Source organism: Shewanella sediminis HAW-EB3 (assembly GCF_000018025.1).
In the GTDB taxonomy this organism is placed as follows: Bacteria; Pseudomonadota; Gammaproteobacteria; order Enterobacterales; family Shewanellaceae; genus Shewanella; species Shewanella sediminis.
Genome location: NC_009831.1, coordinates 5505303 through 5517674, shown reverse-complemented (window position 1 = coordinate 5517674; position 12372 = coordinate 5505303). Strand labels below are relative to the sequence as shown.

Here is a 12372-nt window from a genome sequence, read left to right as displayed (position 1 = left end):
CCTGTAGATAAGTTATACGCAAATAAATAGATAAAAATAGTTATTCGTACTGTAAAAGATCGCGGCATCCTCAATGGTACAATTTTTGGGTAGTAAAAATAAAAAGTAATTAAAAGCAGTTAAAGAGTAAAAAGCACCTCTTTTTATGCTGAATTAGCCAGCTGTTACAGTACAAAAACCATCCAGCCAGCCTTTTATCAAGATAAACTCCCGAACCGTTTTCAGGGGTAGGTTTTAGCCGTTCAAACCTCATTTATCATAGAGAACACGACTGGCCTTACATTCTTGTATAGAGAGGGATCTTCCAACCTACCCAGCGTGGTAACTCCCACCGTTTTTTTTGGGTTAACTCCCGTTTTCCTCACAACCATTCAAAGAGTTATTACTTCACATCCACTACTCGACTGGCCTTACGGTACTGGATCTTCCAGCCAACCCAGCGTGGTAACTCCCACCTTTTCGGTCCCGTTTTCCTCAATCCACCCGCATATACCAGAGTCACCAGTTTCCGCTTTGGTAGGTACTCCACTGTCACCTTCAATTCCGCCAAAGCTAGCTTGGTAGGATACATGGCATCGAACGCCTCACGTTCCCACTCGGGGATCCCCTCGAAAAGCAGATCTTCGGCCTCGATAAGCTCAAGGTCGTCATAGCTTTCGACCCCAAGCTCGGATAGTTTTTCCGAAAGATAGCTTTCGAACTCCAAAGGCTCTGTACCTAATGCCTTCAGCTCAGGCGTGGACGCTTGATCCCTGTTTTTACCTAAAGCTAACCAGATATTCCATGCGGCTATATCGCCATTAAGCTTGGCCGCAACTCCTTTAAACTGACGACCAAGCGCAATACTGCGCACTATCGCCTCTAAAGCCTGTTCGCCTTCGACAGCCTTTAATCGGGAACCAATCACCCGCCCGGCATAAACGGTTTCGACCACGACCTTATGAGATGCGCCCTTCTCTCTGTTCTCGGCCAGGCGCTCCTCACCTAAGCCTGCATCGAGTAACGCCTTTAGCGAAACGGGTACCATGCAGCTGGCCAGGTTTAATGTCTGTTTACTGCCTTTGCCCGCAATAGAATGTTGATCGAACACCACAGCAGCCAACGCACTCTCTTTGCCGTTGAAATCTTTGAGTTCACTACAGAAGCGGCTACCCCGGCCAATTTGAACTTCGCTGTAACCATTACCTAATGCGGTAACTCTTTTCTCACGTCGAACGAATGCCAACTCAGGCAGCGCCTTAATGACTGACGCTAACCAGCGATGACGAAGATCAGACTGTTTAGGCCCGATAGGCTGTGCCTGATTGAGCCTGGCTAATTGCAGCGCCGAGCGAATTTGATTCGACAGAAAGCGCGCTTCCTTGCGTCCATTTAGATCAACAAGTGCATTATCACTCATGAACTCGGCGAGAGGTTCACGAACCAGCTTGATCAAGGTAAAGGCATCGCAACCTAATGGCTCCCACTCATTAAGATCTTTTAAAGCCTGCTCAGAGGTAGGCAGTTTAAATAGCCGTTGAGGTACGCTCAATGCCGCTGCCAGATCGACCATTAAACCGCGGCACTCATCATCGGGCATCGCACTGATTAAATGTGCAAACTGAGTATCGATAGGGAGTGGCGATAACTTATTTCCATGTTCGGTGATCTTGCCCTGCTCATCGATGGCCCCCATAGACAATAATTTTTGCTCGGCAATGGCTAACGCCTTAGCCGGAATGGTATCGACAAACTGAAGTTGAGATAACCGATAACCACAACCTGCAGCCGCTAGCATAGGTTCCACCAGCTCTTCACGTTGCAGTTCAGGCGGCGTCATCGCTTCCAAGGGTGCGCCCTTGCCCCACAGACGGATACAGATCCCATCTTGAGTTCGACCCGCACGGCCCTTTCGCTGTTCACAGCTGGCTCTCGAAATTCGAGCCAATGATAAAACGGTACGTCCGTTACGCTGGTGGGTGCGTCGCTCAAGTCCTGAATCAATCACAGCGGTGACACCTGGAATAGTCAGTGAAGTTTCGGCAACATTGGTAGAAAAGATCACTCGCTGCCGGGATGACTCTATTAATATCTGCTTCTGCTCCATAGGGGTGATCCCCCCATGTAAGGCCAAGAGCTCCAGCTTATTCCCATCATAACCCCAGCTACCAGAACCACTGCTATCAATCTCGCCTTTTAGCGGTTGGCAAGCCTGTAAGCATGCTTGTATCTCTCGTTTACCCGGCAGAAACACCAGGATATCGCCATCGGTTTCAGTTAATAGCTGACTCACCGCGGTCTTGACGGCCTGCTCGACTCCACGAATATCCGGCAGATGATGACTCTCCTTAGCCTGATACCTAAGTTCCACGTGGAACCTTCGTCCCTTCGCATATAAACGTTTAGCACTTAAGTCGCTTGCACAGCCTTGAGCTTTACTTGGTAGACAGCCTTGGGCTGTATTTTGAAAACAGTCTTGAGCGGTGCTTGGATTATTAGTAGAAAGATAGCTGGTCAGCCGCTCGCCATCGATCGTAGCCGAAGTCAGCACCAGCCTTAAATCAGGTGAACCCGAAACCTTTTGCTTCAGCATCGCCAGCAAGAGGTCGGTATCCCAACGTCGCTCGTGGAACTCATCGATAATCACAGTATCGAAACCTGCTAACCCATCTTCCTGCAACCAACGCAGCGCAATACCCGGCGTAACGAAGGCAATCTGAGTCTGTACAGTCACAGTCGAATCGAAACGAATGGCATGCCCCACCGCTAAATCCGTTTGCGAGCCGACGAAAGAGGCAAGCGCCAAACAGGCCACCCGCCGCGGTTCAACCACCAATACCCGCTTTATTCTCCCGGCACCAGGTTCATCAGGAACCATTTCTGCACACCAAAGTGGTAAGCGAGTAGATTTACCCGAACCAGTGTCAGACTCGACCACCAGATGGTTGTCTTTAATCGCCGATTTGAACTCATCATAGAGTGCATCTATCGGCATAGCTAAGGCTGGTAGGGATTTAAGCTGTTCGGCTTGAGGCTGCTTTTTCATAGTGGTCGCGTATGGCTAATTGTTGAAATAGAGGTTGGAAGGTTGATCGGCTAACTTATAATCGAAGTATTTGCGGTTTTCAGGGCCGGCGGCGTTAGCGCTGATCTTATTGGGGTGCTTGTATTCATCCCAACTGGCAACGTTTCTTCCCTTGTTTAAATGCGGAAAGTTCAAATGAGGAAAGCCCTGATCTAAAATATTTGAATCGATAGAGTCATTATCTGACTCTAAGAAGTTTATCAGCTTAGATAAACTTCCCGGCTCACTGATATCGATACTGAGAAGATCGTCTCTCCCCCTGAAGTATTCGAAAACCTGCTCTCTGTGGGCGTGGTAACACCGGATAAGGTGCTCAGTATCCATGGTGTTATCTACCCTGTTCACTCCAAAGCAGTGGTTAAAGCTGCGCTTCAGGATAACGTTAAACCGACCCGTCTTGTCATCCAGATGCACTAGCATGCGACTCAGTAACATCTGCATCGACGGCACCCAACTGTCGAGAGACCGATCCAGATAGACAAATTTAGCGCCGGAAAACTGCTTATCCAGCTGCCTGTAATCACTGAAACAGGGGGCATCGGATATCACATCCGCCAACTCAAACGCCTGCTTGGTAAAGGCCTGATGCGCCACCTTATATCCCTGCTCAAGCAAGGCCACACTCACACTCGTCGTCCCGGTACGGGGCAAGCCAATGATAAAGACCTTAGTCATCACTCTTCGTTCGGCTTGAGAGCCTGATTGAAGGCCAACTTGAATATGAGTGGAGCTACTTGGTGGCATAGATTGGAGTGTTATTTATGGCTTTGCCATATTGTACCCTTGTTGTTCGTACCTTGTCTGTTCACAAGGTTGAAAGAACTTTTAGGTTTCATTTGGCTTTTGTATTTTTGAATTTTGATGACCGATTAAGGTGTTTTCAATGATGAGTCAATTAAACAGGCTATTCGCCTCATTTTACGAGGCAAATAAGCTTGTTATTCGCCTCACAAAATGAGTAGAATAGAGTTCCTATTTGACTCAAAGGGATAGATATGTGGATTTGGCAACAAGCGGATTGGCCTAACTTTCATTGGGAAAACGATAGCATTGCACTGTTAATGCGTCAGATTAGATTCAATCAGGGTCTGCTCCTTGGTAAGTTGGATAAAGAGCCAGCCGCTCAGGTAACTCTCGATACCCTTTTAGCCAATATCATCCACTCCAGCGCCATCGAAGGTGAAAAGCTCAACGCGTTCTCTGTACGCTCATCTTTGGCAAACAAACTAGGGATCAGTGATGAAAAACCATTTCCCACCACAGTGCAAACCGATGGGTTAGCCGAAATGACGGTAGATGCCCTTCAAAACTGGCAAGCACAGTTAAGCTTACAGCGAATAATGGATTGGCATAAGTTACTATTTCCAGAAGGTTACACTCTGTTTAATCCCGTTCAAGGTGGCGCACTGAGAGGGGATGAACCTATGCAAGTTGTATCAGGCCGAATAGATAAGCCCAAAGTACATTTCGAAGCCCCTCCCCGTTCTGTGCTCGAAGGTGAACTAACAAGGTTTATTAACTGGTTTAATGAATCACTGGATGATATTGCAATGGATCCATTAATCCGTGCAGCCATCACCCACCTTTGGTTCGTTACTCTGCATCCGCTCGATGATGGCAATGGCAGAATAACCCGATTACTCACAGACTTAGCACTAGCTCAGGCTGAAAACCGTTCTATTCATTTTTATGCCATGTCGGTGAGCATCCTCGAGCGTAGACAGGCCTATTACGATATTTTAGAGAGTACTCAAAAAGGCGAGTTGGATATTACCCTTTGGCTGGTCTGGTTTCTGGAAACACTCAATGACAGCCTCCAAAAGTCACTGAATGATGTAGCCCTGACAGTGGAAAAAACCAACTATTGGCAACGTGTAGATCAAACCTTATTGACAGCTGAACAAGTAAAAGTGCTTAACCGCTTACTAAACGGCGAGTTTGAGATAGGCATAAGTAGTAGCCAATATCAAAAGGTAGCCAAGGTGAGCCGTGCAACGGCTACCCGTCATCTGGCTCAATTGGTCGAACAAGGTTTTTTAGTTAAAGCGGGAGCTGGTGGACGAAGTACCCGTTACTTGCTGGCTAGCAAGTAACGCAAATATCTTTTTGGTTTCATTAGGCTTTATGGTTGTTTGGTGGGATGAAGGTAACCGTACCTTCATTGCTACTTATCACCTCCGGTGAGGTATGTGCAGATACTTCTGCGAGACGCTGTGAAGCCATCCCTGGCCGCTTTGCGGTTTCATCCTTGAAACCGAAACTCGCAGCCGCAGCAACACCTGTTGGTAAAGCAAGAAATGCCATCTTCGAATTGCATCAAACCAGCAGTACAAGCGCATTTGACTGGCAGGTGGTCTATACGGTTTTAGCGTGGATAAAAAGGTTCTATGTGTAAATCGGACAGGTATTGAGTCAGCGCTTCGCTCTCTTCGGTCTCGAACAGAGTAAAACTATGCTCATCATGGTAGATTTCCGGTTCATGCAGTGAACCGAGGTTAGTGGCCGTCACTATAGAGTAACGACTCGTAGTAGTGTTCTCTCGCTCCTCACTGTTTGGATAATCGACCCAAAGGACTAGGTATTCCTCTAAGCTATTATGCCTTGGCTTCGCATCTTCAGTGCTAAAGCCGGCATGCCCCAAACCCGACTTTAGCTTGAACATAAAGCTCGGACAGGCCTCATCCTTCCAACTCTTATCCTCCAGATGCGGGAAGTTACCAAGTTCAAACCCCAGCTCAAAACCGTCACCAAACTCTTGTTTATATTGAAGCATAAAGAAACACCCAAGCGCTTTTCGATACTTAATTATAGTTTATTAAATAATTACAAGTTTGATACATGTAACTTGCAAAAAACAACCTACCTGGCATAGTTCCTATCAATCTAGGCATAATCGAGTTTTTTAATGCAAACAGGTATTTATGAGCAACTAATAACTAAAGTTATCAGTAATAAGCTGGATAAAGATAATTTCTATTTTTCAGACCGAAAGATAGATACAACCGAGCAAACTCTTTGGTTAACTCGTGCATTAGTTCATGTTTTTCATCTCGCAATATCTGAATCAAAACATACAAAAGACTCTCCATTAGCCCAAATAGAGCTTGCTAATGAGCTGATCTATTGGCTTCAGGAAAAGGTCGATAGTTTAGATTTAACAGATTACACCGTAGCCCAACCGGCAAAACTACTTACAGCCATCTTTGATAAACAAGATCCTGTTGCAGCCAAATTATCCGCACATATTGAGAAAATAACCCCACTTACCGGCCTCACACAAAGCGAGTTATTCTGCGGTAGTAACCAAGGCATTTCACTAGAAAGTGAAATTAAGCGTGAAATATTCTCTTCCAATAGGATCTGTTGGATTGTTTCATTTATTAAATGGACCGGTCTCAGAATTTTCATGGATGAACTTCGAACTTTTACGAGTAATAACAAACATAAGCTTCAAATTATTACGACATCATATATGGGGGCAACAGATCTTAAAGCCGTTCAATGGCTAGCCAAGTTACCTAACACCGAAGTTAAATTAAGCTATAACCATAACCAAGAACGTCTTCATGCTAAATCCTATCTATTCATGCGAAATTCAGGATTTCATACAGGCTATATAGGATCATCAAACCTCTCACGTTCAGCACTCACTAATGGATTAGAGTGGAACTTAAAGATAACCAATCAAGAAATCCCACACATCATTGAGAAAACATTCAGTACATTTGAAACATACTGGCAGCAACCTGAATTTGAGATTTTTGATGGTTCAGAGAAAGCGAGTAGTAAACTAAAGCATTCACTTAGCGCTGGTCGTGGTGACAAAGATCTTTCAAGTACCGTATTTTTCGATTTAGCCCCTCACCAACATCAAATTGAAATTTTAGACCGATTAGATGCTGAGCGGAATATTCATGATCGAAATAGGAACCTGATAGTAGCCGCTACAGGTACGGGGAAAACGCTGATATCAGCTTTCGATTTCAAACGTTTCTATCAAAACAACCCTACAGCAAAAATTCTATTTATTGCCCACAGAGAAGAGATATTAAAACAAGCAATCGAAAGTTATAGAGCTGTACTAAAACAGCCTAATTTTGGCGAGTTATGGGTCGGACAACATAAACCAGATTCATACAATCAACTTTTTGCATCAATTCAGAGCTTTAATAATCAAATAGACAATATAAACCTAAATTCAGATTATTATGATTTCATTGTGATTGATGAAGTTCATCATGTATCAGCTGATAGTTATCGAAAGTTCATCAACCATTTTTCCCCTACGATTTTACTCGGACTCACCGCTACTCCCGAACGTCATGACGGCAAAAGTATATTGGATGATTTTGGTGGTGTGATCGCTGCAGAACTCAGGTTACCTGAAGCAATAAATCTAAGACATTTATGCCCTTTTCAATATTTTGGCATAGATGATAATACCGATCTACGGCAGGTTAAGTGGGAAAACGGCCGCTACAATCCAAGTGAGCTGACTCAACTCTATACCCAAAATGATCAAAGGCTACAGAAAATACTTCAAAATATTGAAGAGCTTGTAACTAAGCCTTTAGAAATGCGCGCATTGGCTTTTTGTGTCAACCAAGATCATGCTCGATATATGGCTAAAAAGTTTTGCCTCAAAGGAATACCGAGCGCAGTACTTACCAGCAAAAATGCTTCTGAAAGGCATGCAGTAAGACAAGATCTACAACTAGGAAATATTAATATTCTCTGTGTTGTCGATATATTCAATGAAGGCGTCGATATTCCAGAAATAGATACCCTACTCTTCTTACGGCCAACAGAAAGCTTAACAATATTTTTGCAGCAGCTAGGGCGTGGCTTACGCCATAACGATGGCAAAGAATGTGTCACTGTGTTGGATTTTGTCGGTAATGCTAGAGCCGAATATGACTTTTCACAGAAGTTCAGAGCCCTAATAGGAAAGACACATACCGCCATAAGCAAAGAAATAGAGCACGGCTTTCCGCACCTTCCACTTGGCTGCCACATTGAACTACAGAAAAAAACCAAAGAGATAATCTTAGAAAACATTAGGAAAGCAACATTAAATCAGCAAAGATTAAAATCATATATTCAAAATTTTCAACATCATACAAATCAAAAACTGACGTTGAGTAATTTTTTAAAGTTTAATCCTAACATTCAGCTTAATGATATTTATAAGAAAAAGCCTAAAGATGGTGGAGGGTGGACTCGTTTGTTAAGCGATCTAAAATTAATAGACAAAGTAAACGAAACCCCAATCGCAGAAAATTATCACAAAGCCATTAGCAACAGCTTAATGAGCTGTGATGCTAGAACTTACCTAATTTTCATTCGTTCACTAGCAATAAATAACTTTAAGTGGATCGATAATGACAATCCAATAGAGCAGAAAATGGCTTTGATGTGCCACTATGATTTTTGGAATTGTGCAGGAGATAAACTAGGTTATAAATCTTTATCTGAAAGCTTAGCAGCACTTTTTCATCCTGAATATCAAAAAGAGTTAATACAAGTTATTAACTACTTACTTGATAATAACGATACGAAAATTCAAAATCTTGAAGCTGACTTTCCTTGCCCAATTCAACTTAATGCACGCTATACCCGAGAACAAATTATTACAGGATTAGGTGGGGCTAGCTTCGAAAAACAAGCTATAAGCCGTGAAGGTTACTTCAACCTAAAAGATCTCAATGTTGAACTGCTCTTTGTTACGTTACAAAAGTCGGATCAACATTTTTCACCAACAACGCTTTATCACGATTATGCAATGAGCCCTACTCACTTCCATTGGCAGACCCAGAACTCAGCAAGACCAGATAAAGGCAAAGGGCTGGGCTATATTCAGCATAAAAAAATTGGTAAAAAACTCATGCTCTGGGTACGAGAGTCCAATAAGGACGAGAATGGAAATACTATGGGGTTTGTAAACTTAGGTTGGGTGAACTTGGCAGAAACTAGCGGCTCCCAACCTATGAATATAACTTGGGAGTTGCATGAACCTATGCCCAGTTACCTATGGAAAGATGCAGCAAAATTGGCAAACAGTTAAATATATAACTCTAGTAATCGATCAAACCATCTGCTTTTTAGAAACAAGGTGTAGATGAGGCTGTGAGCTTCCAAAACATGGATGTTTTGGCAGAGCCCACAGGGACTGTGCTTGCGGCGACTCACAGAAGTATCTGCACATATGCCCACGGCAGGTGATAGATGACTATTCAGCTATGGTTACTATTAATCAGGCCAACGCTGATAATGTAATGAAGCTTATATAAATAACGATGCAACGGCTTCATCGTTCAAGCAAAAAGGCCATGGTTCCCCATAGCCAATCAAACATCCATACCGTCAGCCAAGCCAAAGAGTTATTTCAACCTTGTGAACTGACAAAGGGACTAACAAGGTAGAAAGACGTTTAATTCAAACAGCACTTCTTGAATTTCTTGCCACTCCCGCAGGGACAAGGGTCATTACGGCCTGGTTGGATATCTGCAATAAATGGTTGCTGATTATCGAGGCTCTCAAAATACCTATCGTCGAGTTCCCTTGGCGTATTCATCAAATCATCGAAAACGGCCATGAGGTCCTCATCATTCATCTCAGATTCCGCGTTGAAACCTGCCCACTGGCTAAGAGAATCAATCACATCATAATCGCCGCTTATCAGGCCACTCTCCCACTCTGAAAAACCGATAGACTGATTATCCCAATCAATGATGCACTGATTCTCAATTTTACCCTCGTCAATTATATTACTCTCAACAAGACCTACACATTGACTATGGTAATGATTAAATTCATTTGATATCAAAAGATTAACCAACTCAAAAAGTGCTATTGAGTGATTATATTTGACGAGATTGTCGATAAAACCCGGAATACTTTGATTAAGTGTCTCTCTATCAATTTGCCCTGTATGCAACTGACAAAATAGCGCACATAGGGCGCCCATCTTAACAATTTCACCCGCTTGCTCAGAGTTAACCAAGAAACACAGTTGCTCAGGGTTACCTTGCGCCAAAATATAGTAAGCAGTGGAAAGTTCAGAACCAATAAAGTCACCAAGAAGGTTATCTAATGGCGCATTACAGTCATCCTTGTTGGTAAGATTTATCAAGGAGTCGAAACAACTAAACTGCTTCCGGTCGACAATAAGACAGATGCCGAAGAAGAGAAGATTGGACTCAGGATCGGTCAATGCCTCATTAGCAATAAACTTCTGTATCAACTCCTCGATAACAGGCAGTAACTCAGACCACTGCAGCCTGGCCGCCAACAAGGCTTCAACCGGAAGTTCTGTTAAGTCGCCACGACTCAGAGTAGTAATTATCTCATCTAATTTCATATAGCTTTCAAAGGTAGGAGGTGATTTAGTATATAGAGTAACAAAAGAGGAATCTAAAGCCCTCAACCTTTATCTAAATTCCAATGCGCTTGCTCAAACACTACCTCGGCCTGAACGATTTCCTGTTTTTCCTGCTCCTCTATATAGGCAGAAATATCCTGATAAGTTAACCACGAAGCATAGGCGATGATGCCGTAAACCATAAAACGAAACATAAGAAACTCTCACTACTTTTTAATCTGATAGATAAAATATATATCACATTAGCAATGAATAATACTGTCAATATGGTGTCGATTTTATTGGTTTTTTTCCCATTTTGACTGTCATAAGAGACAGTCAAAAAAGCAACCCGACGTCATTTTTTTGAACGTTTTTCATACACAATGTTAAACACTATTATTAACGCTACCACGACGTAATTGCTCATATAGTTTATATATGAACGTTTAGTTTTGGCTTGGTCTCCCTACTCGGTTCATTGACTCTCATCAGCAGTCGAATGAGTTTAAATATCGAACACTGACAATGAATTACAAGCATGAGTGAGTTATAGCGACAGATGGTATTAATCACTACAGCTTCTGTCATTCAGCTTATTGATGGCACACTCAAGCCAAGGGGACTAACAGAAATACGCGACTCATAGAGGCTTAGTTGCAATAACCCGGTGCTAGCCTGAGTCAGGTTTTCATAAAACAAAAAGTTATTAGATGCTTAAAAAACAATCTAAGAGAGCCGATGAAAAATGAGGCCAGAATGGGAGAGTGTCAATAAAACGATCACTAGTTACATCTGCACCTCCCCCCAAAACCGGACAGAATAGAGCATATAGTAGATAGAGCTGTAAACAGACCATGACACCCTATGCAGGATTTAAAACCGGCATCACTTTTAAATTCTGTTTATCACTGTAGAATCCCCGCCCTTCTATCTAAACCTGTGCATTAATGATGATCGATCTCGCTATACTTCCCCTCTATTTAACCACTGTCGTAGCCCTCTTACTGATCCCCGGGCCGGATATGTTACTTATTGCCAGCTCCAGCTTAAGTTACGGACGTAAGGTTGGCGTTTTCGCCAGCTTAGGGAATGCGACATCCGGATTAGTCTTGACCCTGTTGGCAGCGATGGGAGTCTCGGCATTGATTGCCATGAACCCTATGGCTCTGCAACTGCTGCGCCTGTTAGGCGGAGCCTATCTGTTAAAGATGGGTTGGGATTGCATGCGAGCCGGCCCGGTCGATGCACCGGAGGTAGCACAAGAAAATAACCTGGCTAAAACTCTCTATCGCCGCGCCGTATTCAGTAATCTGCTCAATCCTAAGGCCCTACTCTTCTTCGTACTGTTTTTACCTCAGTTTGTCTCTTCTCAATTAACGGCAAGCTCAGGTGAACAGATGCTGGCATTGGGATTACTGCTCAATGTGATGGGATTACTGTTTAATCTGCTGCTGGTGGCCATGGTTGGAAGTCTTGGAAAACCACTACTTAAGAATGAGAAGTTCAGGGCTAATCAGAATAAGTTTATGGGTGTCATATTCTTTGCGTTAGCAATCTGGTTACTGGCGTCTCAAGTTCAAACCATGAGCTAAGCAAATCCAGCCTCCGAAAATGATGATCGCGGAAGCTAAACTTTCGCGGTCGACTCCTCTATATCTAGTCATTATTCTCGGGAATGACTCCCGCAGATGCCAAATTCTTAAGAATATCTCGCCAGGTTCCACGTGAAACGATTTTTTTTATTCTCGAACATACCCTCATTTTTTGGCGGGTTCAGTCGATAAAGGACACACGGCAAGGGCTGCTCTCAACTCACTAATACCCTAGCCTTAGTGTTATCGAAAGTGATAAAAGAGATGGCCAGGCTAATACATTCAAAACATCTTAATAAGCTGTATTTAAATAAGTTATTTGTTAATGTTTTGTATGACCCAGCCAGGACTTT

General features: G+C 43.3%; 9 protein-coding genes. 4 read left to right on the top strand and 5 right to left on the bottom strand.

The genetic code is table 11. The features are described 5' to 3' along the window. Positions 1–382: 382 nt before the first annotated feature. Positions 383–3025, bottom strand: coding sequence for a helicase-related protein (locus SSED_RS23560; RefSeq protein ID WP_012144836.1), 2643 nt, complete (start codon positions 3023–3025; stop codon positions 383–385). 15 nt (positions 3026–3040) lie between these two features. Continuing rightward, the gene (locus tag SSED_RS23555; RefSeq protein ID WP_150104378.1) at positions 3041–3739 is read right to left on the bottom strand and encodes a sulfotransferase; all 699 of its coding nucleotides are present in this window, start codon (positions 3737–3739) and stop codon (positions 3041–3043) included. 320 nt (positions 3740–4059) lie between these two features. Between SSED_RS23555 and SSED_RS23550 the strand changes: the two genes are divergently transcribed. Together SSED_RS23550 and SSED_RS24725 are read left to right on the top strand one after the other, a co-directional pair. Next, positions 4060–5157 carry a Fic family protein gene (locus SSED_RS23550; RefSeq protein ID WP_012144834.1) on the top strand — a complete coding sequence of 366 codons (1098 nt, stop codon included), beginning with the start codon at positions 4060–4062 and terminating at the stop codon, positions 5155–5157. Between the two features lie 47 nt (positions 5158–5204). Further along, the gene (locus SSED_RS24725) at positions 5205–5459 is read left to right on the top strand and encodes a hypothetical protein (protein WP_150104377.1); all 255 of its coding nucleotides are present in this window, start codon (positions 5205–5207) and stop codon (positions 5457–5459) included. Here SSED_RS24725 and SSED_RS23540 read toward each other — a convergent pair. Continuing rightward, on the bottom strand, positions 5430–5837 hold the full coding sequence (locus tag SSED_RS23540) for a hypothetical protein (RefSeq protein WP_012144832.1): 408 nt from the start codon (positions 5835–5837) through the stop codon (positions 5430–5432). The two genes, SSED_RS24725 and SSED_RS23540, sit on opposite strands and share 30 nt — an antisense overlap. Before the next feature lie 132 nt (positions 5838–5969). Between SSED_RS23540 and SSED_RS23535 the strand changes: the two genes are divergently transcribed. Further along, positions 5970–9128 carry a DUF3427 domain-containing protein gene (locus SSED_RS23535; RefSeq protein ID WP_012144831.1) on the top strand — a complete coding sequence of 1053 codons (3159 nt, stop codon included), beginning with the start codon at positions 5970–5972 and terminating at the stop codon, positions 9126–9128. Positions 9129–9494: 366 nt separating this feature from the next. On the opposite strand, the gene SSED_RS23530 is transcribed toward SSED_RS23535, so the two are convergent. Further along, on the bottom strand, positions 9495–10424 hold the full coding sequence (locus tag SSED_RS23530) for a DUF1186 domain-containing protein (protein ID WP_012144830.1): 930 nt from the start codon (positions 10422–10424) through the stop codon (positions 9495–9497). 62 nt (positions 10425–10486) lie between these two features. Beyond that, a complete protein-coding gene (locus SSED_RS24900; RefSeq protein WP_185826931.1) occupies positions 10487–10639 on the bottom strand; it encodes a hypothetical protein in 153 nt (50 codons plus the stop codon). Positions 10640–11374: 735 nt separating this feature from the next. Between SSED_RS24900 and SSED_RS23525 the strand changes: the two genes are divergently transcribed. Beyond that, entirely contained in the window at positions 11375–12019 is a 645-nt protein-coding gene (locus tag SSED_RS23525; RefSeq protein ID WP_012144829.1) for a LysE family translocator, read from the top strand. Positions 12020–12372: the final 353 nt, after the last annotated feature.

Bases quoted from the DNA above. Each gene is read 5' to 3' on its own strand.
- SSED_RS24725 (WP_150104377.1), top strand. From the start codon at position 5,205: ATGAAGGTAACCGTACCTTCATTGCTACTTATCACCTCCGGTGAGGTA.
- SSED_RS23560 (WP_012144836.1), bottom strand. From the start codon at position 3,025: ATGAAAAAGCAGCCTCAAGCCGAACAGCTTAAATCCCTACCAGCCTTA.
- SSED_RS23530 (WP_012144830.1), bottom strand. From the start codon at position 10,424: ATGAAATTAGATGAGATAATTACTACTCTGAGTCGTGGCGACTTAACA.
- SSED_RS23555 (WP_150104378.1), bottom strand. From the start codon at position 3,739: ATGACTAAGGTCTTTATCATTGGCTTGCCCCGTACCGGGACGACGAGT.
- SSED_RS24900 (WP_185826931.1), bottom strand. From the start codon at position 10,639: ATGTTTCGTTTTATGGTTTACGGCATCATCGCCTATGCTTCGTGGTTA.
- SSED_RS23525 (WP_012144829.1), top strand. From the start codon at position 11,375: ATGATGATCGATCTCGCTATACTTCCCCTCTATTTAACCACTGTCGTA.
- SSED_RS23535 (WP_012144831.1), top strand. From the start codon at position 5,970: ATGCAAACAGGTATTTATGAGCAACTAATAACTAAAGTTATCAGTAAT.
- SSED_RS23550 (WP_012144834.1), top strand. From the start codon at position 4,060: ATGTGGATTTGGCAACAAGCGGATTGGCCTAACTTTCATTGGGAAAAC.
- SSED_RS23540 (WP_012144832.1), bottom strand. From the start codon at position 5,837: ATGCTTCAATATAAACAAGAGTTTGGTGACGGTTTTGAGCTGGGGTTT.